This is a genomic window from Bergeyella cardium, assembly GCF_009914665.1.
Lineage (GTDB): Bacteria > Bacteroidota > Bacteroidia > Flavobacteriales > Weeksellaceae > Bergeyella_A > Bergeyella_A cardium.
Window position 1 is genome coordinate 758,403 of sequence record NZ_CP029149.1, and the last position, 26,553, is coordinate 784,955.

Genomic DNA, 26,553 nt, shown 5'->3' on the forward strand with positions numbered 1-26,553 from the left:
GTTTTAATAAGATGCAAAAATATGATTTTTTTATTATATAGCCATAGGCTTTAGGGGGTAAGCAGTGGCTGGCTATTAGCTATTAGCAGTGTGCGATAGTTCGTAGTAAGTACCTGCCGCGCTGTGATTACATCTCTAGCTATAGACTGTTTATAACGCATACAACTTAAAGCCTACTGCCTAAGGCTTATTACCTACTGCTTATACCCCAACTGCAAGAAGATGGTTTGGTAGAGGCTCTGTCGTATTTTGATTTCTGCTTCGGAGAGGAAATTCTCTTCGGTGGCTTGTGGGATGTATTGCTCATAAAACCTTTTATTCCTAATGACAAAAAGCACACTGCCTATAAGTATCGTGAGGAGGTCTTCTGCATTTGGCGCGTAGAGGAAAACACCAGTGCTTATACCTTGCTTTATGATTTGGTTTAATTTCTCTACTACTATCGTATAAAAGTCCTGCAGCTCCTCATCCATCAGCTCTGTATTTCGGAATTCCTGCTTTACAAAACCGTGGAAGTATTTGTATTTAAACATCTGCCCGATAATAAACTTTATCACTTCCTTTACTTGCATTTGGGGCGTACCTTCTTTAATGGTATGAGCAAATTCCGCAAAGGTTTCTTTAGCTCTCTGAACCCTGTACTGGTAGAGGTAGGTGAGCATCTTCTCCTTAGAACCGAAGTAATAGGAAATCATTGCTACATTGATGTTCGCTTTCTGGCAAATGTTTCTAACGGTGGTTTCTTCAAAGCCTTTCTCTGCAATAAGCTCTTCGGCGGCTTCCAATATTTTTATTTGCTTATCTGTAAATGTCATCTGCATTGCTATTAAATCTCGGATATATTTAAAAGTGAAAAATATCTTTTGCTTTGTTATAAGCAGCTTCAAAGTTGAGGAGATTGAGCTTATGCTCTATCTTTTCGCGCATCAGGAAGTTAATCATTTGCTCTGTGGGCATATTGCCTACCAGCTGGTCTTTTGCCATTGGGCAACCTCCAAAGCCTTTAATCGCCGTATCAAAACTTCGGCAACCTTGGTTATAGGCTGCTTTGAGCTTAGTATAAGATTCTTCGTATTTGGTATGAAAATGCGCCCCAAAGACTATAGAAGGGAAAGCATTGATAATCCTTGAGAATACCAATCTAATACTCTCATTCGTTGCTACCCCTATGGTATCAGAGAGGAGGATTTCCTGAACTCCAATCTCGCTCAACCGCTCTACCCAAAAATAAATATCTTCTGACTTCCACAGCTCTCCATAGGGGTTTCCAAATGCCATAGAGAGATAAACCCTCAGCCCCTTCCCTGCCCTCTGAGTATCTTGGAGTATTTGTATAATCTGGCTAAATGCCTCCTCCTGCCTCTTGTTTGTATTTCTAAACTGGAAGGTTTCTGAAATGGAAAAAGGAAAACCCAAGACATCTACTTTTGAGTGTTCTAATGCCCGCTCTGCACCTTTAAGATTGGCAATGATAACCGATACTTTGGTCTTAGCTGCAGACTTATCTATATTCTCCAAAACGGTAGAGGTATCCGCCATTTGAGGAATGAGCTTTGGGGAGACGAAGCTGCCACAGTCCAATACATCAAAGCCTACCTGCATCAGCGCATTCAGGTAGTCTATTTTCTGCTGGGTGGGGATAAACTCTCTCCAGCCTTGCATAGCATCTCTCGGGCATTCCGCTAGTAGCATCTCCTCTAATTTTAGCCGTCTAAATATAAAACTTTTTTGCCAATACCCTAATAATGGCTTAAAAACATTAATTTTGTTACCTCAATCCAGTTATCAACGATAAATAATTTCAAAAATTAACAATATGCAGACAATAGAATTCAATCACGAATGGAAAATGAAGCTCCTGAACCGCTTCCTCACTTATGTAAAAGTATATTCTACCTCAGACCCAGAGAATGAAGCCTGCCCATCTACCCCTCAGCAGTGGGATATGGCTCACCTCCTCCACGAGGAATTGAAACAGCTCGGGCTGTCCGATGTATCTATTGATGAGCACGGCTATGTCTTTGGCTTCATACCTTCTAATTTAGAGAATGATGATGAGCCTGTGGTGGGCTTTATTGCGCATTATGACAGCTCACCAGACTTCAATGGAAAAGGAGTAAACCCTCTCATCTGGAACGATTATAATGGACAAGACCTCCTCCTTAATAAAGAAACGAGCTTTACCCTCTCTCCTTCAAAGTTTGAAAGCCTTAAAGACTATGTGGGGCAAACGCTCATCACCACAGATGGCACTTCCCTGCTCTCCGCAGATGATAAAGCAGGGATAGCAGAGATTGTAACTGCAGCAGAATATCTCCTTGCCCACCCCGAAATCAAGCACGGAAGAATTGCCGTAGGCTTTAATCCCGATGAGGAAATCGGCAGAGGAGCGCATCTTTTCAATGTTGAGAAATTCGGTGCCGAATGGGCGTATACTATGGATGGAGGCGAAGTAGGCGAGCTCGAATACGAAAACTTTAATGCCGCAGGTGCTGTGGTAAAAATCAACGGGCTGAGCGTGCACCCAGGTTATGCTTTCGGTAAAATGCTAAATGCTTCCCTACTCGCAGCAGAGTTTATCCAGCTTCTCCCAGCGAATGAAACTCCTGCCACCACAAAAGGCTACGAGGGCTTCTACCACCTTACGGGACTTACCTCCGAGACTTCGGTAGCCAAGCTGCAATACATCATCCGCGACCACGATGCTGAGAAGTTTGAACAAAGGAAACAATTCCTCACACAGAAGGTAGAAGACTTTAATAAAAAATACGGTGAAGGCACTGCAGAGCTCGAAATAAAAGACCAGTACCGAAATATGAAGCAACAGTTTGAGGGCAAAATGCACATTATAGACATCGCCGAGCAAGCGATGAAAGACGCCAACATAGAACCTAAGATAAAAGCCATAAGAGGTGGAACCGACGGAGCTACCCTCTCCTATATGGGGCTCCCTTGCCCAAATATCTTTGCTGGAGGGCTAAACTTCCACGGACCTTATGAATATATTCCATTAGAAAGTATGGAGAAAGCGGTAAAAGTCATCGTAAATATTGCTAAAGCAGTTAAGAAAAGATAATAAGCCAACCTAAGAAAACTCCTCTCATAGAAGGGGAGTTTTTTCGCATCATTTAAAATAAATACTCTTATGAAAATCGTTATTTTAGGCTCGGGAAATGTAGCCTATCACTTGGCAAAAGCATTAAAGCAGTCCAGCACTGATATCATCCAAATCTTTGGGAGAAATGCTGAGCGCTTGGCGCAAATCTCCTCCGAGCTCGATATCCCAACCAGTACTACCACCCTTGCGGATGCAGATCTGTATATTATTTCGGTTTCCGACAGTTCAGTAACTGAGGTCTCAAAACTTCCCAAGAATCCCAATGCGCTTGTCGTCCATACTGCGGGCTCGCTCCCTCTTGAGAGCCTACAAGGCAATTACAGGAAAGGTGTATTCTACCCCCTCCAAACCTTCTCCAAAAGCCGAGCTTTAGACTATTCTCAGATTCCTTTTTTCATCGAAGCCGAGCATAAAAGCGATGAAGAAATACTCAAAAGCCTCGCCCTTAAAATCTCGGATAAAGTAGCTGTTGCCGATTACCAAAAGAGGAAATACATCCACCTTACAGCGGTTTTTGCCTGCAACTTTACCAATCATCTTTTTACCAAAGCCAAAGAGATTTCGGACAGCCAAAGCATACCCTTTTCATACTTCCTGCCGCTTATAGACGAGACGGTGCAGAAAATCCACATCTTAGAACCCAAACAAGCACAGACAGGCCCAGCGATTAGAAATGATATTCCTACCCTTAGCCTCCAAAAGCAGCTCCTCGCTTCCCTTCCCAGCCATCTCCTCCTCTACGAAACCCTCTCGCAATCTATTCTGGCAATGAACAATAAATAATTAATTTCTACTGGTTTTTCAATCCACAACATAGTACCTTAATAGATACTTGCAACTAAAAAATTTTCACCATTTCACTTATCTTTGCTTTTCAATAGAAGAAAATGAAACTATCGGGACAAGTCAAGAAAATGAGCACGGTACTCGCAGAGCCTGTGCAGTATTACCTCAACCTATCCGGAAATCTCCTCTGCATCAATCAGCTCCTCGAGAGAGAAATCCTAATAAAACATACAGGCTACCAATGCCTAAACTGTGGGGAGAGCAAAGAAATATTCAGTATGGGGTTCTGCAAGCAGTGCTTTTTCGAGAGCCCTTATGCAGGCGAGAGCATCATTCGCCCAGAGCTATCTACCGCACATTTGGGGATTGAGGACAGAGATTTAGCAGTAGAAAAAGAGATACAGCTGCAGCCACACATCGTATATCTCGCCCACACGGGGGGAGTAAAAGTAGGCGTAACCCGAGAAAGCCAAACCCCCACCCGATGGATAGACCAAGGCGCTACACTCGCCCTGCCCATAGCCCGCACAAACAACCGCTACGAAGCAGGAATAATAGAAGTAGAACTAAAAAAACACCTGAGCGACAAAACCAATTACCGAAAAATGCTCGCCGAGGGAAACAATGACGAAACCGACCTATACGCCGTGCGAGAGAAGATAAAAGACCTGCTCCCGAAGGATTCTCAAAAGTTCTATTTAGCCAATAGCGAGGTGCTAAGCATTCATTTCCCGCATCAGCCTGTAGAGAAAGTTACGACCATCAGCCTCGAGAAACAAGGGGAGTTCGGTGGCATTTTAAAAGGAATAAAAGGCCAATATCTCATTTTTGAAGGTGGAGGAGTTATCAATATCCGCAATCACGAAGGTTTTGTTATAGAAATAGACATCCATTAAAAAAGACAATCGTAGCAATTGTCTTTTATTTTTTTTATTCTCTCACTTCCTTAAATAAGGTTTGGTACAAGCTATAGACGACAGCCGTGGAAAAGAAATAAGTGAGCAATATCCCCACACCGAATACCAGCGCTCCAGAATACCTGAACACCAACGAAAACAAGAGGCATACGATTACAGGAATGAAATATACCCTCATCACTTTAAGATTTATTCCTATGGTTCTAAATAAAGGCTGCTTCATAAAGAAGATAAGTGGCGCAGAAAACAGCGTAAGCAATACCCAAAGCACCGATAAAAACACAAACGGAGCGCCATAAGAGAAGAGCATATACCAGAATAAATAATAGCCCGCGAATATAAAGAAATTAACCCCCGAATAGCCGATAAATAAATCAGAGGCGGTATATTTCTCTTTCAAGTCTATCTTCCTGTAAATATGGAGCAGCCCTATCTGCAACGGAAAGAGGAAAGCCTTTACCCCCAATATAATAAGTGCAAGATGGAGATATTCGGAAGTTTGAGAGAGTTTTATTAAATCTTCCTGCAACTGCACCCTGTCATTATTATAGGTATTAATAATCCTGATGTACTCATCGAGGATGCCATACTTCTCGGCAAAGAAAAGAATGACAATTAAAAGTATAGAAAAATAAATAACCGATGAAAGAAACTGATACAGCAAGGTTTTCCTCCAATAATAAAACGCCCTTGATAGGATATGGTCTATCCCTACCTGAATAGATTTAGACATCGTTATAATGATTTAGGTAAAAAGACTTCTGCGAGCATACACCTTGCACTCCCTCCGCCATTAGTTTCTATGGTATTAAGGTCGGAGTAGATAATCTCGTTATACTTTTCAATATTCTGAATTTGCTCTTGCGAGAGAGACCGATAAGCAGACTGGCTCATCACCAAAAACTTTTCTCCTGCAGTATTCTGCACTTGGAGCATATTCCCAGCAAACTGCTGCAATTGAGCTTCCGTTATCTCAATAATCTCTTTATGGGTGGAGAGAATGGTGTCTGCCACTTGCTTTCTTTCTGCTTCATCATCTATGCAGTCTAAGCAAATCACTACATATTTATCCGCCACGCACATCATTACATTGGTATGATAGATAGGGAGCCTCTCGTTATTTGCCGTTTGAAAAGAATGGAAAACTATGGGCTTATACCCGATACTCTCGCAGTATTTTCTGAATAAAGCCTCATCAAGCCTGAGGGAGACAGAACCGTAAGCGATTTTATAATCGTGGTCAAAAATCATACTTCCCGTGCCTTCCAGAAATATATTTTCTGCTTCGTAGGTAGACCAGTCTTCTATAGAATTAATCTGAAAGCCCTCATTTTTCAAGAGTTCAAAGATATCGTTTCGCCTCTCATCTCTCCTGTTTTGAGCATACATTGGGTAGAGGAATACTTTACCCTCTTTATTAAAGCTCACCCAATTATTCGGGAAGATGGAGTCTGGCGTATGAGGTTTTAGGGTATCCTTTATCACCACTACATTTACTCCCCTACTCCTGAGTTTGGAAACAAAATTTTGAAATTCAACCAATGCTTTTTCTTGGGTTTTATCATTTTCGGAATTTACCTGAAAGTAATTGTTTTTAGCGGTCTCAGCATTATAGCCAAATGCAATGGGCTCTACCATCAGTACAGTATCTGTTGTCTGCATAGTTTTTAAACGATTTTCGGCAAAAGTAGAAAAGAAAATCAAAATAATAAAACTAAAAATCAACAGGTTTACTTGTGTATTCAAAAATAATTTATACTTTTGCAGACCGAAAAGTAATTATACGATTTGTGAGTAGAGTATAATTATTTGAATAATAAATGCTTCCACATTCATTATTTAATTAATTTTTAAACAAAAGAAATGGCTAAGAAAGTCTTTAAAATGGTAAAACTTCAGGTGAAAGGAGGTGCTGCTAACCCTTCCCCACCAGTAGGTCCAGCTTTGGGTTCTGCGGGTGTGAACATTATGGAGTTTTGTAAGCAATTTAACGGAAGAACTCAAGATAAGCCGGGACAAGTACTACCAGTAGTAATTACTGTGTATGAAGACAAATCTTTTGAATTTGTTATCAAAACTCCCCCTGCAGCTATTCAGCTTATGGAAGCGGCTAAAGTCAAGAGTGGATCTGGTGAACCAAACAGAAACAAAGTAGGTTCTGTAACTTGGGAACAAGTACAAAAAATCGCTGAGGATAAAATGTCAGACCTTAACTGCTTTACCCTCGATTCTGCTTTGTCTATGGTAGCAGGAACAGCTCGTTCTATGGGATTAAAAGTAACAGGAACTAAACCAGAAACTAACGCTTAAAACTTATTGAGAAATGGCAAAATTGACTAAGAAACAAAAAGAAGCTTTAAGCAAAGTAGAAAAAGGAAGATTATACAATCTTCAAGAAGGTTCTGCTCTTGTAAAAGAAGTTAATATCGCAAAATTCGACGCTTCTGTAGATATCGCTGTAAGATTAGGGGTAGACCCAAGAAAAGCCAACCAAATGGTGAGAGGTGTAGTATCTCTACCTCACGGTACCGGTAAAGATGTAAAAGTACTCGCTCTTGTAACTCCTGATAAAGAAGCAGAAGCAAAAGAAGCAGGTGCTGATTATGTAGGTCTTGATGAATACCTTGATAAAATTAAAAACGGCTGGACAGATGTAGATGTTATCGTTACTATGCCAGCAGTAATGGGTAAACTTGGGCCACTCGGTAGAGTACTCGGACCAAGAGGCTTAATGCCAAACCCTAAATCAGGTACTGTAACTATGGAAGTTGGTAAAGCCGTAGCAGAAGTAAAATCTGGTAAAATTGACTTCAAAGTTGATAAATACGGTATCGTACACGCTGCTATCGGTAAAGTATCTTTTGAGGCAGACAAACTTAAAGAAAATGCTCAGGAGCTTATCCAAACGCTTATCAAGTTGAAACCAACTGCTGCAAAAGGAACTTATGTAAAAAGCATCTACCTATCTTCTACTATGAGTCCAGGTATTGCAATTGATACTAAATCTGTAAACTAAAATCTGAAAGACAATGACAAAAGAAGAAAAAGTAGTAGTAATACAGGAAATAAAAGATTTGTTACAAGATGCTAAAGTAGTATATGTAGCAGACCTTGAAGGATTGAACGCTTCTCAGACTTCAGACTTTAGAAGACAGGCTTTCAAAAACAACATCAAAGTAAAAGTAGTTAAAAACACGCTCCTTCAAAAAGCAATGGAGCAAATCGAAGGAGTAGACTACTCCGAAATGTTCCCTACTTTCAAAGGAAACTCCGCTTTAATGATTTCTGAAACAGCTAATGCGCCAGCAAAGCTCATCAAAGGATTCAGAAAAGCTGCTGAGAGACCGGCTTTGAAATCCGCATACTTGCAAGAGACATTCTACATTGGAGATGAAAACCTCGACGCTCTATCCAACATTAAATCTAAAGAAGAAATGCTTGGAGAAATCATCGGATTACTTCAATCTCCTATCAAGAGATTACTTTCCGCTTTGGAAAATAAAGCCGATGCTGCCGCTCCAGAAGCTAAAGCTGAAGAAGCTGCCCCAACAGAAGAAAGTGCTCCAGCAGAAGAAACTCCTGCAACCGATGCAGAATAATAGATACTCAAAAAATAATATAATCGTTCAACAACAAAAAACATTACAAAAATGTCAGATTTAAAAAATTTAGCGGAAACGCTTGTAAACCTATCAGTAAAAGAAGTAAATGAATTAGCTGCTATCCTTAAGGATGAGTACGGAATCGAACCAGCTGCTGCTGCTGTTGTAGTTGCAGGTGGTGCAGCAGGTGGAGACGCTGCTGAAGAAAAATCAGAATTCGATGTAATCCTTAAATCAGCAGGTGCTTCTAAATTAGCTATCGTTAAATTAGTTAAAGATTTAACAGGTGCTGGTCTTAAAGAAGCTAAAGACATCGTAGATGGCGCTCCTGCTCCAATCAAGCAAGGAGTTCCAAAAGATGAAGCAGAAGCTCTTAAAAAACAACTTGAAGAAGCTGGTGCTGAAGTAGAATTAAAATAATTCTCATTCATCATAACAAAAAACCGTTCGCAAGAGCGGTTTTTTTATTTATATTTTCTGAAATTTGACCCCTAAAATTTATGAACAATGCTTAGCAAAGATTTTTTCACCTACCAGGCACAGACTACTCCTTTCGCTTCGGGCTTTGAAGTAGAACGAGCAGAGGGCAGCTATATCTACGGTAAAGATGGACGGAAATATTTAGACTTCGTGGCGGGGGTTTCTGCCAATACACTCGGGCATTCTCACCCGAAAATCATCAATGCCATAAAGGAGCAGGCAGATAAATACCTACACACAATGGTCTATGGCGAATATGCCCAAGAGAAACCCGTAGCACTCTGCAAGCTACTGGCAGAAGCTACACCAGAGCCTCTGGAAGTAACCTACCTCGTTAATTCTGGTGCAGAGGGTATAGACGGTGCCCTAAAACTCGCTAAGAGATACACAGGCAGAGAGGAGATTATCTCGATGAAGAATGCCTACCACGGAAATACTCACGGTGCCCTCTCCGTAGCGGGCAATGAAGTGCATAAGCGCGAGTTCAGACCTCTCCTTCCTATGATTAATTTCATTGAATTTAATAATCCTGAAGACTTTGATAAAATCACTGAAAAAATCGCCTGCGTTATTGCTGAAACCATACAGGGAGCCGCAGGTTTCCTGGTACCCGACCCCGATTATTTCAAAAAGCTAAAACAAAGATGCGAAGAGGTAGGCGCACTCCTCATCTTAGACGAAATACAGCCTGGCTTCGGGCGTACAGGCAAGCTCTTCGCCTTCGAGCATTATGGCATCGTGCCCGATATCCTTGTGATAGGCAAAGGTATGGGCGGAGGCGTACCCGTAGGGGCTTTTATGGCTTCTCGGGAGATAATGCAGAGCCTCTCCCACTCTCCAAAGCTGGGGCATATCACCACTTTTGGAGGTAATCCGCTTATCGCTGCAGCTTGCTACGCCACACTTAAAGAGCTCTTAGAAAGCAACCTAATGAGCGAAATCGACAGAAAAGAAAAGCTCTTCCGCGAGCTCCTCGTACACCCTAAAATAAAGTCCATAAATGGAAAAGGACTAATGCTCGCTGTAAATCTCGGTAGCCCAGAATATACCCTCTCCGTAGCCAAACGCTGTATGGAGCAAGGGCTTATCGTCTTCTGGCAGCTCTACCGAAACGAATTCCTCAGAATCTCCCCACCACTCAACATCACCGATGATGAAATAAAACACGGCTGTGAAATCATCCTCAACACCATAACCGATGAGGCAGCCGTAGCACGGCAGGCACCCACTGCGTGGGGAGCACATAGGACAAGCTAACCACGCACTGCTTACTGCCTACTGCCTAAAGCTAAAAGCCAGAAGCTGTCAGCTATTGTGAAATAGAAAACCAAAATCAGGAGTATAAACTCCTGATTTTGGTTTTCTAACAAAGCAATTGGTATACTTAAAGCGCTGGATTTTTTAGTCTCGCATCCTGTGGGAAAGGCAGGGTATAGCGAGGGTCTTTTGAATTGAGCTTATACTCTTTACCATCAAATGTATGGATAATCTCAGGTTGGGTAGTACGCCTTAAATCAAACCACCTAAGCCCCTCAAAAGAGGTTTCTCTTGCTCTTTCATTGAGGAGTTCGGTATAATAATTTGCTCCCGAGAGGGCATTTATCCTTGCGGTAAAGTTGGAAAGCCCAGTACTATTATATCGCTTCGTTGCCAAATCTAAAAGTGTAGCTTTTGAAGCTGCTTCATCTCCTAATTTCGCTTGTGCTTCTGCTTTTATTAATACGATTTCCCCTACTCGGAAAGAGCATTTCAAGCTGTTGTTGCTATTATACTTGGTCGTTTGCCAGTTTGCCCCATTTTTCACAAAATATTTAGCAAAACGGAGGTCATTTACTTGGTCAAATATCACCCTTTACGCTTGGAGTGAGATAAATGCCCCCAATATTGGCAAGGGTATGATTGTTATAAACATACCATTGGTTGATTACTTGATTATAAAAAGCCTTTGCTTGCTCATAATCTTCGCCTTTTTTGGTGCTCCATTCTATGATGTGAGGGATGGTCTTTTTAAGGTTGATAATGCCATATGCCCCTGCTTTCATTGCATTGTCTCCTAAATCTTCGGCTTGGGAGCGAGGGTCTATAGTTTCGGACTGCTGCTCGCCGTAGAAATAGAGAGGGTCTCCCTGATGTGCATCTAACCAAGAGCGGGTAATGGTGAGCTCCTCTTGTGGAGAGGCCTTCCCCGTCCATCTATACCCCCAGCCGATAGCAAATTTATCATACGCACCGATTTTAGGGGTGATTTGCTTTACACCATCTCCCTCCTGAGCTACATAATTAAACCGTGCATAATCCATAATAGAGGGTGCAGTACCTCCCATTCTCTCTGTAAACCCAGGTGAACGAAGAGCCTCCACGGAATAGGCAAAGGAAGCACCCATATTGTGCTTCAAGCCGAAAGTATGCCCTACCTCGTGAGAGGAAACAAAGCGAATAGCATTTGCCATTTTAGCATCTGGAAAAGTGTTATTCCTAACCTGAGGATCGATAATACCCGTCTGAACCCTCATCCAAGATTGGAGTAGAGTCATTACATTGTGCCACCAGATAATATCAGCTTCCAGTATTTCACCTGTACGAGGGTCTACCACAGAAGGTCCAAGGGCATTTGCCATAGAAGAAGCGGCATAAGTAATTACGGAATAGCGTACATCATCTACATCAAAGTCTTTATCATCTGGGTCTGGGAGCTTTGCAGAGATTACATTTTTAAACCCGGCTTCTTTAAAGGCCTCATTCCAATCCGAAACTCCGTCTATAATCGCCTGCTGCCACTGCTTAGGAGTAGCAGGGTCTATATAGTATAAAATAGGCTTCTTAGGCTCTACGAGCTCACCTGCGAGATATTTATTAATATCTTCATCTTTCGGTTCAAGACGCCATCGGGTAATGAGCTCTTTCTTCTCTACCTTTTGCTGCTTGTCTGAGAAATAAGTTTTAGGTGTAGTAAAATACCCAATTCGGTCATCTGAAAAGCGGGCAACCATAGGCTCTGGAAGTAAGACAATATTTGTAGTAGTCCCCACAGTGAGGTCTGCCTTCTCAGCGGTAGTCTTTCCCTCACTTACCTGAGTAGTAAGGTTGGCTTTAATAATAATATTCTGTGGAAAGCTCTTCACCTCACTGATAAAAGAATCTTTGGTGCGCACAGAGCCCCCCATTCCTATATTATCAAAAAGGTTATTAAAACTTTTGGAAGTGCCATTAAAGACATCATTCACCTGAATCACTGCTGTAGAATCTTTCCCAAAAGCCTTTATCTCAAAGCCTTCTATAATAGATTCACTATAATTATCTCTTACAGATTTAGCAATATTATCCTTTTCATTTACGCTGATTTCTGGGTCAAAAGTCTTTGCCCAAATCTTTTTATTCTTAGTGTCTTTATAAAGCCTAATGAGCTTATTTTCATAATTAATTCCCTTATTTACTCCTGCATTATTAATTTGTGCAGGTACAGACGAGATTTTATTCACAAGGAGCAAGTCCTTACTCAAAACTTCATTAGGAATTTCAAAATAGATTTTCTCCTTTACCTTATGAATGGTGAAGAGCCCTTTCTTAGTTTGAGCCCCTTTCAGCAGGTCGGAATAAGTAGATAGTGCATCTTTTTTATCAATGCTATCTTTTTTAGTAATTTTTAGTATTTCTACCTTTTTTGTTTTCTTTGCTTGCGAAAAACCGATACCCCATTGAAGAGCTAATAGTATAAAGGCAAGTTTTTTCATTATCTTTTAATTTAAGGAGTGCAAAAGTAAGTAATCTTCTGCAAAAAAATAAATGCCTCAGCCATAGTATGGCAAGCAATTATTTTAATCCACACTAATGTGTATTTTTGTCCTATGAAAAAGTATGTATTCGGTATAATCTTCGGGTTGATTCTCGCTTCCTGCGGAAGCGACGATGATATCTGCCTCAGTGGAGAAGGCACCCCCAGAATGAAAATAAAATTCCTCAACACAGAGAATAACGCCTATAAAATCCCTAAAATCTTCGTAGATGTAGATTATGGAAACGGGCTCAAAAATGTTATCAATACGAGTAATGTAGATTCTGTCCTCATCCCCCTCCGTGTAGACAGAAGTGAGAGCACCCTAATAAGGGTTCGTACAGATAAGGATACCATAGGGAGCGTACTCCAATTTTATTATGGCACAAGTACCCAATATGTATCACCAGCCTGTGGCATGAAACTCCTCTATAATAACCTCAGCGGTAAAATAGAGAGCGGAAACCTTATAAAATCAATACAAAATCAGCAAACAGAAATCAACGATGAGAACCTTACCCATTATCACTTTATTTTTGATGCTAATGACTAACTGCCTCCTTGCGCAGAGTATCAAGCCCGATTCATCAGCCAGTAAAAGAGCTTTTATCCTCGGCTTTGATGTGATGAATGCCAGCATATCTGTTTTCTCAGATAATAAATTATACCAAGGTTATATCTCTACCCAGCTAAAAAAACATACCGATATAGTTGCTGACCTCGGATATGCTCAAAATACCTACGAAAAGAATGGCTATGATGCCTCTACCAACGGTTTTTTCATAAAAGCAGGTGCCCAGTATATGCTGATTAAAGATTACGAAAATCCATTCAATGGCTTCTATATCGGTGGAAAAGCCTCTGCATCATTCTACCAACAGGAATACAGAAAAATCCCTATACAAGGGCTAAACAGTGGTGATTCCTTCGTCACCTACCCACAAAGTAGTCAGTCTTCCTACTGGCTGGAAGCTGTGGCAGGAGGCAGAGTACAGCTTTTCAATTCCAGATTTCTGATAGATGTACAAGTACAACCTCGATACCTCCTTTACTCTACAAAACAGGAAGGCATAAAGCCAATGATAATCTCAGGCTTCGGAAGAGCCTCCTCCAACTTCAATATGGGCTTCTCTTGGAGTATCGCCTACCAATTCTAAGCCACAGAGCGGGGAGTGGTTAGCTATAACCTTAATCCAATCGTACATCATCTGAGGCTTACTGCCTAAAGCCTACTGTGCTCATACTGTAAGTTTCTTTCATACTGATGGGTAGAAAGGCATTAATAAGTTTAAAAGCAGAGTAATCTTTAAGATTCTCTACGGTAATATCAGCTTCATAGATGAGTTTTTGCTGCAGGAGAAACCGCCTCTGTACTCCATTGAGAAGATAGGTCTTAGGGGTAGCCCAACCTTTATCAGAATCAAAAAATACAAGATTGGAGAATGAAGTATCTGTAATCTTACCGTTTTGGGTAATGATAATTTCATCGGCAGAGGATTCCTTTTTCAGTTGGGTAATAGCTACTCTATCGGCATATTTAAAACGATAATCCAGCTCAGGTGCCTCCACAAGCTCAAAAGTTTTAATTTCAGGGTAAGAATACTTAATAATTTCTGTTTTGAAATTTCCATCTAAATTATATAGGATTCGGAGCTTATATACCTCCCTGCTGGGAATTTTTATTGAAGAAGCAATCTCCATTAAATTGGGAATCCTCCCCTTGCCTTTCCAATGATGAAAAGTTTCATTTACCCTCTTTTGATGGTAATCCAAAAGACAAGGGCGGAAGTGCTCTATCTTAATACTCTCAATAAATAGGTACATAGATTTTATTTTTCATTTCCTCATATTCATCATCCAAACGACTTTTATGGGTAATGCCTCCACCACTATGGAAGTAGAGCTTATCTCCTTCTTTCTGTATCATTCGTATCATCACACAGCTGTCGAGGTTTTTACCATCAAACCAGCCACAGACCCCCGTATACCAACCTCGAGGGTTCTTTTCTGCCTGTAAAGTAACTTCAAGGGTTTTAGGTTTAGGAGCACCTAAGATAGAGCCCGCAGGCAATAGCGTATTAATAATACTTCCCACTTTATTTTGAAAGCGAGGTTTTAGCTCTCCCGAGATTTCAGAGCTCATTGCAAAGAGATTTTTCTGTCTTGTCCTGATGAAATCTATACGCTGAAAATCTTCCACTCTCACATGATCAGCAACCATACTAAGGTCATTTCTAAGCAAATCTACTACGGTATAGTGCTCTGCTTTTTCCTTTTCATCATTTCTAAGTTGTTCCTCTGCCTCAGGGATTGAAGCATCAATCGTCCCTTTCATCGGATAAGTAGAGATTTTTCCATCTGTAATTTTAATAAAAGTTTCAGGCGAGAAGAATACAAAGCGACTAGGGACACAAACCTTATACTGTGCCTTGGAGAGGTAGAAAATCTCCTCCAAACTCCTATTGGTTTCCACAAGACTCCGCTGTGTATAGTTGATAAGATATGAATTTCCAAGCCTTAGGTTTTTCTTAACAATATCAAATCCCTTTTTATAGATTTCTTTTACTTCTGGAAAGGTTTTCCATTCTATATTGGCTTGAAATTCCTTTGGTTTAAAGTTTTTAAATCCCTGAAATTCTATGAGAATATCAGACTTCTGTAATTCTTCCACAGTATAGATTTCCAAATTCTCCAGAAGGAAATCTACCATAAAAAAGAACGGCTCTCCTCGAGTGGAGAAGCTGTCCATCCGCTCAAACTTCTGCTGAATGCTCAATATCATTTTACAAAAATAAGATATTGTGGCATTAGTCTTTCTTATATTAGAAATAATTATACTTTTGCACAAAATTGAATTCAATGTCTAAAAACTTAGTTATTGTAGAGTCTCCAGCAAAGGCTAAAACCATTCAGAAGTATTTGGGAAAAGATTTCGAGGTAAAATCCAGTTTCGGGCATATACGCGATTTACCCAAAAAGGGAATGGGGATAGATTTGCAGACTTTTACACCTGACTACCAAGTTTCCTCCGATAAAAAGAAACTTGTAAGCGAGCTAAAAGAAGCCGTGAAAAAAGCCGACACTGTATGGCTGGCTTCCGATGAAGACCGCGAAGGGGAGGCTATCGCTTGGCACCTCGCTCAGGAACTAAACCTTAAAGACGAGAATACAAAACGAATCGTTTTCCACGAGATTACAAAAAACGCCATACTAAAAGCGGTAGAAAACCCGAGGAAGATAGACAAAAACCTGGTAAATGCACAGCAGGCAAGGAGAGTTTTAGACAGAATCGTGGGCTTTGAGATGTCTCCTATCCTGTGGAAAAAAGTAAAGACGGGGCTCTCCGCAGGCAGGGTACAGTCGGTAGCAGTAAGGCTTATCGTAGAAAGAGAACAAGAAATCCGAGATTTCAAACCTACCTCCAGCTATAAGATAGAGGGTGTGTTCCAAAATTCTGCTCAGCAGGAGATTCCTACCAAGCTGAAAAGAGATTTCACCGAAGAAGCCGAAGCCGAGAAATTCTTAGAACAAGCAAAAAATACAGACTTCAGCGTTTTAAATGTAGAAGTAAAACCTGGTACTCGCTCTGCATCTGCACCATTTACCACTTCTACGCTTCAGCAGGAGGCATCAAATAAGCTGGGCTATGGTGTAACCACCACAATGAGAGTTGCTCAAAGGCTATACGAAGAAGGTTTCATCACTTATATGAGAACCGACTCTGTAAACCTCTCTCAAGAGGCGATTAATTCAGCGAAAAGCCACATCATACACGAGTTCGGAGAGGAATATTCCAAACCGAGGAATTATACCACAAAATCCTCTTCCGCACAGGAGGCGCACGAGGCAATTCGCCCAACCGATTTCTCAGTAAAAACCATTGGAGATGCTCAGCTCAATAAATTATATCAGCTAATTTATAAGAGAACGCTTGCTTCCCAGATGGCAAATGCCAAAATCGAAAAAACCATTATTGAAATCGGTAATTCTAACCTCCCGACCCACTTTGAAGCACAAGGAGAGGTCATCATCTTTGATGGTTTCTTAAAGGTATATGAAACAACCAGAAATGAAGACGATGAAAACAATGAGCGTAGCCTGCCAAAAGTAGAGATCGGCGAAAAACTCTCATATAAAAAAATAATAGCCGTAGAAAGATTCACAAAACCTGCGCCTCGCTATACCGAAGCTGCCCTTGTAAGAAAACTCGAAGAGCTCGGCATCGGTCGCCCATCCACCTACGCGCCTACGATACAGACCATCCAAAACAGAGACTATGTAGATAAAAGAGAAATCCTCCCGCAAGAAAGGGAAATCCTGAAAATGACGCTGGGAAAAACCTCTGTTAAAAAAGAAATCCTCACTGAAAAATTCGGAGGAGATAAAAACAAATTCGTACCAACAGATATTGGCGAAGTGGTCAATGAGTTTCTTATCAACAACTTTGGGGAGATTTTAGACTATGGCTTTACCGCAAAAGTTGAAGCCGATTTCGACAAAATTGCCGAAGGAAATGAAGAATGGAAAGAAATGATGACCCATTTCTACACCCAGTTTCATCCAAAGATAGAAGATGTAGAAGAAAATGCCGACCGTGCCAATGGCGAGCGCCTTCTGGGTAAAGATCCCAAGACGGGTAAGAATGTTTATGCCCGAATCGGTCGCTTTGGAGCAATGATTCAAATCGGCGAGAGCAGTGATACAGAGAAACCTGCCTATGCGTCGCTTCTACAAACCCAAAATATCGCTACTATCAGCTTAGAGGAGGCGCTCGAGCTCTTCAAGATACCGTTTAACCTTCAAGATTATGAAGGTAAATCCGTCTCGGTAGGCGTAGGGCGCTTTGGTCCTTATGTAAAGTTTGGCGACTCATTCATATCCCTTCCAAAGGGCGAAGATCCTTTCTCTGTGGATCAAGAAAGAGCCGAAGAAATCATCCGCGAAAAACAAAAGGCTGATGCTCCCATCGCCCTGTATAAAGGCGAACCCGTTACTAAGGATGTGGGCAGGTTCGGGCCGTTTATCAAGTACCAGTCGCTCTTCATCAATGTCCCTAAGAAGTACGATTTCGACAACCTTTCTCCTTCCGACATCAATGAGCTGATAGAAGCCAAACTCGAGAAAGAAGCCAACCGATACATTCAGCAATGGGAAAGCGAAAAGGTCTCCATAGAAAACGGTCGCTGGGGTGCTTTCATCAGATACAAAAAGGCAAACATCAAGATTCCTAAAAAATCCAATGGCGAGAAATACACTGCGGAAGAACTTTCCACCATTTCCTTTGATGAGGTGAAAAAATGGATACAAGCGGAGGACAAAACCGCCTTTAAGGAAACCAAAAAAACTGCAAAGAAAGCCACAAAAAAGAAAGATTAATTTTTTAGCATACATTTAATCTTCTTGCCCTCCTTATTTCAGGAGGGTTTTTCTTTCCTGCAAATACAATTCAATCCCCTTCATACCAAAAACCAAACTACCCCTTCCAAATGTTAAAGTTTGATTGAGTAAAAAAATCAATAAATCATAAACAAAATACCATTTCATTAGTAAAACAACAATAAGCATTCTATTTACACCTTATTGCAATCAAAAAACATACAATCGCATTAAAAGGAATAGCGTCTGTATCATTCCGACAAACATCCGCACAATCCCGACACCCACTTGCGCCATTCCAACACCCACTTGCCATCCATAAACAAAAAAAATCCAAACCAATACATCATCGGTTCGGATTAATAATACCCTTGTTTTCTTAATAATTACACCTGCTCTCTTAAAAGCGCCTTGTTAATCTCCTTTATAAGCCCTGCGCCTTCATAAATAAACCCCGTATAAAGTTGGATAAGCGATGCCCCTGCCTCAAACTTCTCTATCGCATCTTGAGCAGAATGTATCCCTCCTACACCGATAATCGGAAACGCTCCGCCACTCCTCTGATGCAGAAAACGAATCACTTCCGTTGATCTGGCAGCCAATGGCTTGCCAGATAAGCCTCCTGCCTCCACTCGGTTGGGCGATTGTAGCCCTTCGCGAGACAGCGTCGTATTCGTAGCAATCACCCCCGCTATTTGAGTATCCTTCACAATTTCAATAATATCCAAAAGTTGCTCATCGCTCAGGTCTGGAGCTATTTTTAGGAGGATTGGCTTAGATTTAGGCATCGATTCATTCATTTTTTGTAGCGTCGTCAGTAAGTATTTCAGCGGTTCCTTGTCTTGGAGAGCCCTCAGATTCGGCGTGTTGGGTGAGCTCACATTTACAACAAAGTAATCCACATACGGAAACAGCGCTTCAAAACAAATTTTATAATCATCCACAGCATTTTCATTCAGTGTCAGTTTATTCTTCCCGATATTCCCGCCAATCAGCACATTTGTGTTCTTTTTTAGCCGCTTTACAGTCGCCCGAACCCCCTCATTATTAAATCCCATACGGTTTACAATCCCAGAATCCTCAATCAACCTAAACAAACGCTTCTTCTCATTCCCTGGTTGTGCCTTTGGCGTTACTGTTCCTATCTCGATAAAGCCAAAACCAAGCGCCCACAGCTCTTTATACAGCTTCGCATCCTTATCAAGACCGGCTGCAAGACCAATAGGGTTCCTAAACTTCAGCCCGAATACCTCGCGCTCAAGTTTTTTATCAAAAATCGGACGAAGAAATGCCCTAAACATAAACGGGCACTTGCCAAAAACTTTAAGTAATGAAAATGTGAGATTGTGAGCCCTCTCTGGGTCTAATTTAAAGAGAAAAGGTCTTATAAAACGCTTATACATATCAAAAAAATGTTTCCCAAAAGTACAAAAATTACTTATTTTTGCCCTCATTAAACCAAAAAATCTAAATTTATATACATACAATGAAATCCTATTTATCATTAATTGTAGCCTTTTTCCTACTCATTTCTTGCAATAAAAAAATAGAAGTAAAAGGAAATATAAAGAATGCTAACCCATTAGACAGAATTGAGGTCATCGAAGCCTCTGGCGTAGCCACTTTACCCCTCATCAACATCCCCGTAGATGAAAAGGGACACTTCAACGCCTCTTTTGACGCCCCGAAGAACGGAATGTACCTCTTTGCATACGCCGGTAAAGCCACAATGCTCTATCTGAAGAAAGGACAAAGCCTCGAGCTCTCTGGAGACGCCTCTTCCTTCCCAGAAACAAACCAAATCAAGGGCGAAACAAAGGCCAACAACGATTTTCTTAAGAAAGCCGACGAAAGTTTCCTCAGCTACGCCAATAAAATCGATGTCCAAAAGCTCATAGAAACCGATGAACCCAAATTTATCAAGGATTTCAATAAAATTCTAACCGATCTCACCAAGCAAATCGATGATTTCGGCGCAAAATACAAGGCCGACAGCGAGGTTATCACCTACAAAAAGATGGATACCAACGCCAAACTCATCGGGCTGATGGATTTATACGAAAAATCTCACGCCCTCACCACAAAAAACAAAAGCTACAAGCCTGCGGCGAAGTTCACCGAGCTAAAAAAATCCCTCATAAACGATGAGGAAAAGATGGTCAAAGAAATTCCTGCCTATCGCCAGTTCCTGCTCGGCACCCTCAATAATGATTTCCAAAAATTCGCCCAACCGAAAATGCTCAGCAGCCAACAAACACCCCTCACCTCCGAGCTTTTCACCGATTTTATGAAACAGAAAAAGGATTTCTCCCAAACAACCAAAGATTACCTCTTTGCGTTCATCATCGCCAATGATATTAACTACGAAAACATCAAAAAATACGACAAAATCACCAAGCTGATAGACGAAAACATAAAAGATAATACCATAAAAGACAATCTGAAAGAGCTCCAAAAGGTACTGATGGGCTTCAAAGAAGGCACAGCGCCAGACCTCGCCCTTCAAAACGAAGACGGTAGCAATACAAACCTCAAAGACCTCAAAGGAAAGCCTACCCTCGTCGTATTTTATGCCTCCTACAACCCAAATATAGCCTTCACCCTCGTTCCGCAGCTCAAAGAGCTCGACGATACCTACAAATCCAAGCTCAATTTCGCCTACATCAACCTCGATGATACCCAAGACCAGTTCAAAAAGACCAGCTCCTCCCTCCTGAAAGGGCTCTCAGGCGCACATTTCTACATTAAAGACGGCATAAACTCCCCCGAAGCTAAAAAATTCGGTCTCTACGCCTTCAAAATACCGAGCATTATCCTGATAGATAAAGATGGTAAGCTCTCAGGAAGGCCTTACTTCGGCATAGATGAGAATTTCACTAACCAATTAGAGAAACTCACTGGCATAAAAGCCCCTTCACAAGCTCCGCCAGCTGAAATCTCCCCTCTCCCAACCGAAAAAGCCCCTTCGCAACAGCCCGAGCAAGCAAAATAGACTTACAGTTATTTTAAATATTGAAAAAACCTGCCTTAGAAATCCCTAAAGCAGGTTTTTTTGTCCCAAATCACCTCCCATCTCACCCCCAAAGCTCCTCTACAATAGAATTGATTTGATAAATCTAAGCCTGTGCGTGTGTTTATTCAGCTCGCCATTAAAAATACCTATCGTATCAATATCATCAATCCGAACTTTCCCAAAAGAATGAATGATTTTCTGCCCTCCAAGCATTATTCCCGCGTGGATAATATCGCCATTCTCGTTTTCAAAGAAGGCTACTTCGCCGCCAACACATTCTTCAAGGAAATTGAGAGCCTCTCCACACTCCGACTGCCCCTCTGCAAACCTCGGAAGGGCAATTCCGTGTATTTTATATACCAATTGAACGAGCGCAGGGGCATCAAGCCCAAAAAAACTCCTCCCACCATAGAGGTAAGGAGCATTAAGGAAGCTCTGCGCTGTCTCTACTACGCTTTCTGGTGTGGCTGGCAGAGGCGGCACAGGACTTCCCGCACCAATTTCTGCACCCATCGAGAGCAGATACCGCCCCTCCTTCGTCTGCACAAAAGAAAAGGGAGTTTGTATAACACTACGAACGCTATTTCCCTCCTTTTTAAGTGAGGAAGAAACTACCCAGCCTTCTGTAGCATCAAAATCCATTGAGATTTTAGAATAATCTTTCTCTGTTTCTAAAACCGTACAGCTTTCTCCATAGAGCATCTGCGAAATAAGCTCAGATGTTTCATTAGGATGCCTACGAATGCAGATTAGGGGAAGTTTGCAACTTGTTTTTTCCATAAATGAGGGTAGTGTTTATTTCCTTCGCATCAGGTTAAGACCGTCGCGCAAAGGTAGGATTAGATTTTCAAAGTCCGGGTCTTGAGCCGCTAAGTCATTCAATGCCTTGATGCTTTGCGTAGCTCTCTGTGTTGGGTTTTCCTCAAGAACTTTACCATACCAAAGTACATTATCAAACATCAGAACTGCCCCAGCTTCCAATTTTGGCTTAATCAATCGAAAATACTCTGGGTAATTCTCCTTATCAGCATCAATAAAGACCAAATCATATCGCTCCGAAGTGTTTTTTAGATAATCTTTCGCATCTTGAAGCAGAAAATTAATCTGATGAGCATAAGCACTCTCCTCAAAATATTTCTTAGGAAGGTAGGCAAGATCTTCATTAATATCAATCGTCGTAAGTGTGCCGTCTTTCGCAAGCCCTTCAGCGAGGCAAAGGCTAGCATAGCCCGTAAAAGTACCGATTTCAAGGACATTTTTCGGCTGGATGAGTTGAGAGATAAGAGAAAGCAGCCTCCCCTGCTGATAACCCGAAATCATATGAGGCTGAGTAGTCTTCTGATTAGTCTCCCTCCTCAATCGCCTAAGGATAGCAGGCTCTTGGGATGCGTGAGATTCCAAATACCTGTCCATCTCCGAATGCAATTCTTCAAAATAGCTCATAGTAATGATAGTTAAAATGATGATTAATGGGAGTTAGGGGTTTAAAAGTTCTTGATTGATAATTGCCGAGCATACTTCGGGCTTTTCCCAATGCCCACAATGCCCGCAATCGAGGGTATAGACCTTAATATTGCTTCGCTCTGGAAGTGAGGAGATGAATAATTCATTCTTCACTGCACTATCATACCTCCCAGTGATGATGAGCACCTTTGCCTCTAAATCTTTAAGCGCAGAAAGACGGTTGGGGCGTTCTACCATACCGAGCTGAGCAGCTTTTACACCCTCTACATCTGTTGAGTGTGCAATTTCCCTCGCAAGGTTGATTTTTGTTTCCAGCCTATCCTTCTCATTAGGGTTAAAGAGGTTGGGAATACTGTTATTGACGAACATTGAGAAATATTTGTCTATGATTTCAATGCTTCGGGTACGGATTTTTTTCTTCTCCTCATCATCTTCCAATGCTGTGGAGAAGAAAAGCGTAAGCGAACGCAGCATTTCCGGATATTTCTCTGCAAAAGCAAGAGAAACATAGCCCCCCATAGAATGCCCAAGGAGATGAACCGCTCTAAGATTAAGGGAATCGAGTGTAGCTTTTACCTCATCGGCCATCATTTCCATTGTTTGTGGAGAGGACTTTACCTCCGAAAGCCCGTGCCCAGGCAAATCTACCTTTATCAATTTGAAATCTTTAGAGAGAAAGCCTTCCATATCTGCCCAGATACTGCTGTTCTCCATAAAACCGTGCAGGAGCACCAAAACCTCCTTCCCACTTCCTGAAATATTATAATGAAGCATTAGGTACTGTTAAAAAAACTATGGTCGCAAAGGTAAGAAATAGATTTGTGAAGGGCTTTCTGAAGACTTAATTTATAAAAAAGTAGTATTTTCGTGAATACAAATTGAGAAAAAGGAATGCAAAGGCTGCGGTACTCTAAATATACAAAGGTTATTATCATAGGAATAGATGCTCTTATTATCACCTGCACATTCCTGTTTTTTTATTGGTGGAAGAGGGAGATGAGCATCAGTGATATCTTCACCGAAAAGAATATTACTACTGTATGTTTGCTACTTATTTTCTGGTTTCTCATCAGTGGGCGTACCAAGCTCTACTCCATCTCCCGAAGCCTTACCTATACCAACTATTTGGAAAGGCTTGCCATACATATTTTGTTCTTCTCTGGAGGGGTAGTACTCCTTACCAATATATCCGACAGCAGTATCTTCAAAAGCGAGAGACTCTACCTCTGTCTGAGCTTGCTGCTTATCTTTTTTGTACAGAAATCGGGCATTTTTCTCTTCCTGAAATATATTCGCTCCAAAGGTATCAACCATAGGAATGTAATGTTTATCATAGAGACACCCACTACCGAAATTTTAAGAGAAATTTTTATTAAAAGGAAGGACTACGGCTATCAAATTTTCAACTTCCCAAAGGGAGAAATAAAGATTCAAGACTTAAAAAACTTCTGGAAAACACACGGCATCCACAGTATCTATATACCGTCTCAGAAAGCACTGCCCACCGAACTGGAAAAACAAATTTTCATAGAAGCAGAAAAAGATAAAGTGGAAATCATCCTCCTGCCCAACATTATCCAAACCCGATTTTTCGCCTACGAACTGAGATATATAGAGTCTCTCCCCGTATTATACCCAGCAAAATTTCCATTAAATTATTTTGCCAACTATACCATTAAACGCACATTTGATATCCTCTTCTCCCTCATTATCCTAATAGGAGTATGCTCGTGGCTCTTTCCCATCATCGCTCTGCTGATCAGGCTCAGCGGTAAGGGAGGTATCATCTTCAAACAAAAAAGATATGGTTACCGAGAGGAGGTATTTAATTGCTATAAATTCCGAACGATGAAAGAGGATGGAAGCTCCACTTCTAAGATAACGGAGGAGAACGACAGCAGAATAACGCCTATCGGTAGATTTCTCAGGAAAACCAGCCTTGATGAGCTCCCTCAGTTCATCAATGTACTGCTTGGGGAGATGTCCGTTGTAGGTCCTCGCCCACATATGCTCGCCGTAGATGAGGAATTTAAACCCAAAATCGGAAGATACTCAGTTCGCAGTTTGGTAAAACCAGGAATTACGGGGCTCGCACAGGTAAATGGGCTCCGAGGCGATAAAGGAGACCGAAATATTCAGATGAGAAAAAGGATAATTGCCGATTCTTTCTATGTAAAAAATTGGAGTTTCAGCTTAGACCTTATCATCATTCTAAAAACCCTTATCCTGATGATTAAAGGTGATAAAAATGCCGGATAATATTAACTAAAAATTATAAAGATGAATAAACTATTGACTTTTTTAGCTGCATCAATGCTCGTTTTCTGCCAATCCAAAAAGGAAGAAAGCTATGCTTCTACTCATAATGCTTCTCAAACCGAGAAAGCGGTGGCAGATTCTCCTCAAACTCCTCTCAAAGACACGATAAGCATCGTTGCTGTAGGAGATATAATGATTGGAAGTAAATATCCCTCCATCAGCTACCTGCCAAAAGATGATGCCGTAGGGAGTTTTAATGCTGTAAAAGACTATTTAAAAGGAGACATCGTCTTCGGAAACCTCGAAGGTACGCTTATAGACAATGGCTATACCCAAAAATGTGGGAAAAACGCCTCCAACTGCTATGCCTTCCAAATGCCCGAGCGCTACGGCAAGATTATAAAAGATGCAGGTTTTATGCTGATGAGTATTGCTAATAACCACGCTGGAGATTTCGGAGAAGCAGGCAGAAAACGAACCGCAGAGGTGCTGGACGAAAACGGCATCCTCTACGCAGGGCAGATAGAAAAGCCCTACATCACCTTTGAGAAAAACGGCGTAAAGTACGGCTTCTGTGCCTTTGCTCCGAACCGAAATATGGTATCTATTTTAAACATCAAGGAAGCTCAGCAAATCGTCCGAGAGCTGAAATCTAAGTCCGACATCGTTATCGTATCCTTCCACGGGGGTGCCGAAGGCGCTACGCATACCCGTGTGCCCCGTAGAAATGAGATTTTCTTCGGAGAAAACCGAGGCAATGTCTATGAATTTGCCCACTCGGTCATCGATGCAGGAGCGGATATTGTACTTGGGCACGGTCCACATATAACCCGCGCTGTGGAGCTGTATAAAAATAAATTTATCGCATACAGCCTTGGGAACTTCAATACCTATGGGAGATTTAATCTGAAAGGAGTTAATGGTATCGCGCCGCTATTGGATATTAAGCTGAATGCCAAAGGCGATTTCCTCTACTCAAAGGTAATTTCCATAAAACAGACCGATGAAAAGGGCTTGCAATTAGACCCTAATGCTGGAGCCTTTCATCAGATAAAGAAACTTACTCTTGCCGACTTCCCAGAAAATGTTCTCCATTTTGAAGAAAATCCTGATATTATTAGAAAATAAGGGGAGATTTTTGCTTTAATAGCTTAAAATTTACGGTTTAATACCTCATCTACAAAAACCCTACGGCTTACGGCTTCGTAGCTTTCGGTCTCGCCCAGCTCTACCAAATCTTTGCTTTGGCTGGTACGCATAGAGTAGTTGGCAAGGTTGCCCGTCCGCTTACAGATGGCGTGTACTTTGGTCACATATTCAGCAGTGGCCATCAGTGCGGGCATAGGTCCAAAGGGCCTACCGAGGAAGTCCATATCCAGTCCTGCAATCACGACACGCACGCCATTATTGGCAAGCTGATTGGCAATTTCTACGATGCTGTCATCAAAAAACTGAGCTTCATCTATGGCGATTACATCACAGCCAGAGCCCAGCAGGAGTATTTCACTTGGGCTTTCTACCGCAGTACTTCGGATTTTGTTTTGGTTATGAGAAACCACATCTTCCTCAGAATATCGGGTGTCTATTTTGGGTTTAAAGATTTCCACGCTTTGCCCTGCCATTTCTGCCCTGCGGAGCCTACGGATGAGCTCCTCCGTTTTCCCAGAAAACATAGACCCACAGATGACTTCCATCCACCCACTTTGTTTGGCATGATTAATTGTATTTTCTAAAAACATTTTTTATTTTAGCCGTGATTTTTGAGC

Annotated in this window: 26 protein-coding genes and 1 pseudogene; 14 read left to right on the forward strand and 13 right to left on the reverse strand. The window is 41.5% G+C overall.

The genetic code is table 11. The features are described from left to right. Positions 1 to 194: 194 nt before the first annotated feature. Both DBX24_RS03460 and DBX24_RS03465 read right to left on the reverse strand, forming a co-directional pair. Positions 195 to 815, reverse strand: coding sequence for a TetR/AcrR family transcriptional regulator (locus DBX24_RS03460; RefSeq protein WP_260392837.1), 621 nt, complete (start codon positions 813 to 815; stop codon positions 195 to 197). Positions 816 to 843: 28 nt separating this feature from the next. Continuing rightward, positions 844 to 1,692 carry a hydroxymethylglutaryl-CoA lyase gene (locus DBX24_RS03465; RefSeq protein ID WP_160223993.1) on the reverse strand — a complete coding sequence of 283 codons (849 nt, stop codon included), beginning with the start codon at positions 1,690 to 1,692 and terminating at the stop codon, positions 844 to 846. A 124-nt stretch (positions 1,693 to 1,816) separates the two neighbouring features. Between DBX24_RS03465 and pepT the strand changes: the two genes are divergently transcribed. The 3 genes from pepT to DBX24_RS03480 all read left to right on the forward strand — a co-directional run bounded on the left by pepT (position 1,817) and on the right by DBX24_RS03480 (position 4,800). Then, positions 1,817 to 3,076 (forward strand): peptidase T, encoded by a 1,260-nt coding sequence (pepT, locus tag DBX24_RS03470; protein WP_160223994.1) that lies wholly within the window; start codon positions 1,817 to 1,819, stop codon positions 3,074 to 3,076. 69 nt (positions 3,077 to 3,145) lie between these two features. Next, a complete protein-coding gene (locus DBX24_RS03475) occupies positions 3,146 to 3,901 on the forward strand; it encodes a Rossmann-like and DUF2520 domain-containing protein (RefSeq protein WP_160223995.1) in 756 nt (251 codons plus the stop codon). A gap of 104 nt (positions 3,902 to 4,005) precedes the next feature. After that, a complete protein-coding gene (locus tag DBX24_RS03480; RefSeq protein WP_160223996.1) occupies positions 4,006 to 4,800 on the forward strand; it encodes a DUF2797 domain-containing protein in 795 nt (264 codons plus the stop codon). 34 nt (positions 4,801 to 4,834) lie between these two features. On the opposite strand, the gene DBX24_RS03485 is transcribed toward DBX24_RS03480, so the two are convergent. Together DBX24_RS03485 and ctlX are read right to left on the reverse strand one after the other, a co-directional pair. Then, entirely contained in the window at positions 4,835 to 5,554 is a 720-nt protein-coding gene (locus DBX24_RS03485) for a hypothetical protein (RefSeq protein ID WP_160223997.1), read from the reverse strand. Between the two features lie 2 nt (positions 5,555 to 5,556). Continuing rightward, positions 5,557 to 6,483 carry a citrulline utilization hydrolase CtlX gene (gene ctlX / locus DBX24_RS03490; protein WP_120488358.1) on the reverse strand — a complete coding sequence of 309 codons (927 nt, stop codon included), beginning with the start codon at positions 6,481 to 6,483 and terminating at the stop codon, positions 5,557 to 5,559. Positions 6,484 to 6,684: 201 nt separating this feature from the next. On the opposite strand from ctlX, the gene rplK reads away from it, so the two are divergent. The 5 genes from rplK (at position 6,685) to DBX24_RS03515 (ending at position 10,160) form a co-directional block, all read left to right on the forward strand. Further along, complete coding sequence (gene rplK, locus DBX24_RS03495; protein WP_120488357.1) at positions 6,685 to 7,131, forward strand: 50S ribosomal protein L11; 447 nt, start codon at positions 6,685 to 6,687, stop codon at positions 7,129 to 7,131. 13 nt (positions 7,132 to 7,144) lie between these two features. Beyond that, the gene (gene rplA, locus DBX24_RS03500) at positions 7,145 to 7,837 is read left to right on the forward strand and encodes a 50S ribosomal protein L1 (protein ID WP_120488356.1); all 693 of its coding nucleotides are present in this window, start codon (positions 7,145 to 7,147) and stop codon (positions 7,835 to 7,837) included. Between the two features lie 13 nt (positions 7,838 to 7,850). Continuing rightward, complete coding sequence (gene rplJ / locus DBX24_RS03505; protein ID WP_120488355.1) at positions 7,851 to 8,420, forward strand: 50S ribosomal protein L10; 570 nt, start codon at positions 7,851 to 7,853, stop codon at positions 8,418 to 8,420. Positions 8,421 to 8,471: 51 nt separating this feature from the next. Beyond that, positions 8,472 to 8,843, forward strand: a complete 372-nt coding sequence (gene rplL / locus DBX24_RS03510) for a 50S ribosomal protein L7/L12 (protein ID WP_120488354.1) — start codon at positions 8,472 to 8,474, stop codon at positions 8,841 to 8,843. 87 nt (positions 8,844 to 8,930) lie between these two features. Then, positions 8,931 to 10,160, forward strand: a complete 1,230-nt coding sequence (locus tag DBX24_RS03515; protein ID WP_160223998.1) for an aspartate aminotransferase family protein — start codon at positions 8,931 to 8,933, stop codon at positions 10,158 to 10,160. Between the two features lie 127 nt (positions 10,161 to 10,287). On the opposite strand, the gene DBX24_RS03520 is transcribed toward DBX24_RS03515, so the two are convergent. Both DBX24_RS03520 and DBX24_RS03525 read right to left on the reverse strand, forming a co-directional pair. After that, a complete protein-coding gene (locus tag DBX24_RS03520; protein ID WP_120488352.1) occupies positions 10,288 to 10,752 on the reverse strand; it encodes a RagB/SusD family nutrient uptake outer membrane protein in 465 nt (154 codons plus the stop codon). Beyond that, a pseudogene (locus DBX24_RS03525) lies at positions 10,748 to 12,634 on the reverse strand (zinc-dependent metalloprotease); the annotation flags it as partial. The pseudogene DBX24_RS03525 and the gene DBX24_RS03520, both read right to left, overlap by 5 nt. Before the next feature lie 114 nt (positions 12,635 to 12,748). On the opposite strand from DBX24_RS03525, the gene DBX24_RS03530 reads away from it, so the two are divergent. Then, positions 12,749 to 13,228, forward strand: coding sequence for a DUF6452 family protein (locus DBX24_RS03530; protein ID WP_120488350.1), 480 nt, complete (start codon positions 12,749 to 12,751; stop codon positions 13,226 to 13,228). After that, the gene (locus DBX24_RS03535) at positions 13,221 to 13,832 is read left to right on the forward strand and encodes a DUF6048 family protein (protein WP_120488349.1); all 612 of its coding nucleotides are present in this window, start codon (positions 13,221 to 13,223) and stop codon (positions 13,830 to 13,832) included. The genes DBX24_RS03530 and DBX24_RS03535 overlap by 8 nt, the downstream gene beginning before the upstream one ends. 58 nt (positions 13,833 to 13,890) lie before the next feature. Here the strand turns inward: DBX24_RS03535 and DBX24_RS03540 are convergent, their stop codons facing one another. Together DBX24_RS03540 and DBX24_RS03545 are read right to left on the reverse strand one after the other, a co-directional pair. Then, positions 13,891 to 14,499 carry an aminotransferase class IV gene (locus DBX24_RS03540; protein ID WP_160224000.1) on the reverse strand — a complete coding sequence of 203 codons (609 nt, stop codon included), beginning with the start codon at positions 14,497 to 14,499 and terminating at the stop codon, positions 13,891 to 13,893. Next, positions 14,483 to 15,457, reverse strand: a complete 975-nt coding sequence (locus DBX24_RS03545) for an aminodeoxychorismate synthase component I (RefSeq protein WP_160224001.1) — start codon at positions 15,455 to 15,457, stop codon at positions 14,483 to 14,485. The genes DBX24_RS03540 and DBX24_RS03545 overlap by 17 nt, the downstream gene beginning before the upstream one ends. Positions 15,458 to 15,534: 77 nt before the next feature. On the opposite strand from DBX24_RS03545, the gene topA reads away from it, so the two are divergent. Further along, the gene (gene topA / locus DBX24_RS03550; protein ID WP_160224002.1) at positions 15,535 to 18,051 is read left to right on the forward strand and encodes a type I DNA topoisomerase; all 2,517 of its coding nucleotides are present in this window, start codon (positions 15,535 to 15,537) and stop codon (positions 18,049 to 18,051) included. A 386-nt stretch (positions 18,052 to 18,437) separates the two neighbouring features. Here topA and DBX24_RS03555 read toward each other — a convergent pair whose 3' ends face one another. Then, positions 18,438 to 19,454 carry a quinone-dependent dihydroorotate dehydrogenase gene (locus DBX24_RS03555; RefSeq protein WP_160224003.1) on the reverse strand — a complete coding sequence of 339 codons (1,017 nt, stop codon included), beginning with the start codon at positions 19,452 to 19,454 and terminating at the stop codon, positions 18,438 to 18,440. Positions 19,455 to 19,537: 83 nt separating this feature from the next. Between DBX24_RS03555 and DBX24_RS03560 the strand changes: the two genes are divergently transcribed. Next, entirely contained in the window at positions 19,538 to 21,043 is a 1,506-nt protein-coding gene (locus DBX24_RS03560) for a TlpA family protein disulfide reductase (RefSeq protein WP_160224004.1), read from the forward strand. Positions 21,044 to 21,142: 99 nt separating this feature from the next. On the opposite strand, the gene DBX24_RS03565 is transcribed toward DBX24_RS03560, so the two are convergent. The 3 genes from DBX24_RS03565 to DBX24_RS03575 are packed head-to-tail and all read right to left on the reverse strand — an operon-like array spanning position 21,143 to position 23,302. Next, the gene (locus DBX24_RS03565) at positions 21,143 to 21,844 is read right to left on the reverse strand and encodes a C40 family peptidase (RefSeq protein ID WP_160224005.1); all 702 of its coding nucleotides are present in this window, start codon (positions 21,842 to 21,844) and stop codon (positions 21,143 to 21,145) included. A 15-nt stretch (positions 21,845 to 21,859) separates the two neighbouring features. Then, positions 21,860 to 22,507 carry an O-methyltransferase gene (locus DBX24_RS03570; protein ID WP_160224006.1) on the reverse strand — a complete coding sequence of 216 codons (648 nt, stop codon included), beginning with the start codon at positions 22,505 to 22,507 and terminating at the stop codon, positions 21,860 to 21,862. A gap of 33 nt (positions 22,508 to 22,540) precedes the next feature. Next, positions 22,541 to 23,302 carry an alpha/beta fold hydrolase gene (locus DBX24_RS03575; protein WP_160224007.1) on the reverse strand — a complete coding sequence of 254 codons (762 nt, stop codon included), beginning with the start codon at positions 23,300 to 23,302 and terminating at the stop codon, positions 22,541 to 22,543. Positions 23,303 to 23,419: 117 nt separating this feature from the next. Here DBX24_RS03575 and DBX24_RS03580 point away from each other — a divergent pair, with 117 nt between their 5' ends. Further along, positions 23,420 to 24,787 carry an exopolysaccharide biosynthesis polyprenyl glycosylphosphotransferase gene (locus DBX24_RS03580; RefSeq protein ID WP_160224008.1) on the forward strand — a complete coding sequence of 456 codons (1,368 nt, stop codon included), beginning with the start codon at positions 23,420 to 23,422 and terminating at the stop codon, positions 24,785 to 24,787. A gap of 21 nt (positions 24,788 to 24,808) precedes the next feature. Then, on the forward strand, positions 24,809 to 25,915 hold the full coding sequence (locus tag DBX24_RS03585; RefSeq protein WP_260392838.1) for a CapA family protein: 1,107 nt from the start codon (positions 24,809 to 24,811) through the stop codon (positions 25,913 to 25,915). A 23-nt stretch (positions 25,916 to 25,938) separates the two neighbouring features. Here the strand turns inward: DBX24_RS03585 and DBX24_RS03590 are convergent, their stop codons facing one another. Then, positions 25,939 to 26,526, reverse strand: coding sequence for a thymidine kinase (locus DBX24_RS03590; RefSeq protein ID WP_120488339.1), 588 nt, complete (start codon positions 26,524 to 26,526; stop codon positions 25,939 to 25,941). Between the last annotated feature and the right edge of the window lie 27 nt (positions 26,527 to 26,553).

What these genes read in the sequence shown, in the direction of transcription:
- topA (WP_160224002.1), top strand. Translation starts at nt 15,535, where the DNA reads ATGTCTAAAAACTTAGTTATTGTAGAGTCTCCAGCAAAGGCTAAAACC.
- rplA (WP_120488356.1), top strand. Translation starts at nt 7,145, where the DNA reads ATGGCAAAATTGACTAAGAAACAAAAAGAAGCTTTAAGCAAAGTAGAA.
- DBX24_RS03575 (WP_160224007.1), bottom strand. Translation starts at nt 23,302, where the DNA reads ATGCTTCATTATAATATTTCAGGAAGTGGGAAGGAGGTTTTGGTGCTC.
- DBX24_RS03570 (WP_160224006.1), bottom strand. Translation starts at nt 22,507, where the DNA reads ATGAGCTATTTTGAAGAATTGCATTCGGAGATGGACAGGTATTTGGAA.
- DBX24_RS03465 (WP_160223993.1), bottom strand. Translation starts at nt 1,692, where the DNA reads ATGCTACTAGCGGAATGCCCGAGAGATGCTATGCAAGGCTGGAGAGAG.
- DBX24_RS03480 (WP_160223996.1), top strand. Translation starts at nt 4,006, where the DNA reads ATGAAACTATCGGGACAAGTCAAGAAAATGAGCACGGTACTCGCAGAG.
- rplL (WP_120488354.1), top strand. Translation starts at nt 8,472, where the DNA reads ATGTCAGATTTAAAAAATTTAGCGGAAACGCTTGTAAACCTATCAGTA.
- DBX24_RS03540 (WP_160224000.1), bottom strand. Translation starts at nt 14,499, where the DNA reads ATGTACCTATTTATTGAGAGTATTAAGATAGAGCACTTCCGCCCTTGT.
- ctlX (WP_120488358.1), bottom strand. Translation starts at nt 6,483, where the DNA reads ATGCAGACAACAGATACTGTACTGATGGTAGAGCCCATTGCATTTGGC.
- DBX24_RS03555 (WP_160224003.1), bottom strand. Translation starts at nt 19,454, where the DNA reads ATGTATAAGCGTTTTATAAGACCTTTTCTCTTTAAATTAGACCCAGAG.
- pepT (WP_160223994.1), top strand. Translation starts at nt 1,817, where the DNA reads ATGCAGACAATAGAATTCAATCACGAATGGAAAATGAAGCTCCTGAAC.
- DBX24_RS03475 (WP_160223995.1), top strand. Translation starts at nt 3,146, where the DNA reads ATGAAAATCGTTATTTTAGGCTCGGGAAATGTAGCCTATCACTTGGCA.
- DBX24_RS03585 (WP_260392838.1), top strand. Translation starts at nt 24,809, where the DNA reads ATGAATAAACTATTGACTTTTTTAGCTGCATCAATGCTCGTTTTCTGC.
- DBX24_RS03460 (WP_260392837.1), bottom strand. Translation starts at nt 815, where the DNA reads ATGACATTTACAGATAAGCAAATAAAAATATTGGAAGCCGCCGAAGAG.
- DBX24_RS03535 (WP_120488349.1), top strand. Translation starts at nt 13,221, where the DNA reads ATGACTAACTGCCTCCTTGCGCAGAGTATCAAGCCCGATTCATCAGCC.
- DBX24_RS03580 (WP_160224008.1), top strand. Translation starts at nt 23,420, where the DNA reads ATGCAAAGGCTGCGGTACTCTAAATATACAAAGGTTATTATCATAGGA.
- rplJ (WP_120488355.1), top strand. Translation starts at nt 7,851, where the DNA reads ATGACAAAAGAAGAAAAAGTAGTAGTAATACAGGAAATAAAAGATTTG.
- DBX24_RS03515 (WP_160223998.1), top strand. Translation starts at nt 8,931, where the DNA reads ATGCTTAGCAAAGATTTTTTCACCTACCAGGCACAGACTACTCCTTTC.
- DBX24_RS03560 (WP_160224004.1), top strand. Translation starts at nt 19,538, where the DNA reads ATGAAATCCTATTTATCATTAATTGTAGCCTTTTTCCTACTCATTTCT.
- DBX24_RS03590 (WP_120488339.1), bottom strand. Translation starts at nt 26,526, where the DNA reads ATGTTTTTAGAAAATACAATTAATCATGCCAAACAAAGTGGGTGGATG.
- DBX24_RS03565 (WP_160224005.1), bottom strand. Translation starts at nt 21,844, where the DNA reads ATGGAAAAAACAAGTTGCAAACTTCCCCTAATCTGCATTCGTAGGCAT.
- DBX24_RS03485 (WP_160223997.1), bottom strand. Translation starts at nt 5,554, where the DNA reads ATGTCTAAATCTATTCAGGTAGGGATAGACCATATCCTATCAAGGGCG.
- rplK (WP_120488357.1), top strand. Translation starts at nt 6,685, where the DNA reads ATGGCTAAGAAAGTCTTTAAAATGGTAAAACTTCAGGTGAAAGGAGGT.
- DBX24_RS03545 (WP_160224001.1), bottom strand. Translation starts at nt 15,457, where the DNA reads ATGATATTGAGCATTCAGCAGAAGTTTGAGCGGATGGACAGCTTCTCC.
- DBX24_RS03530 (WP_120488350.1), top strand. Translation starts at nt 12,749, where the DNA reads ATGAAAAAGTATGTATTCGGTATAATCTTCGGGTTGATTCTCGCTTCC.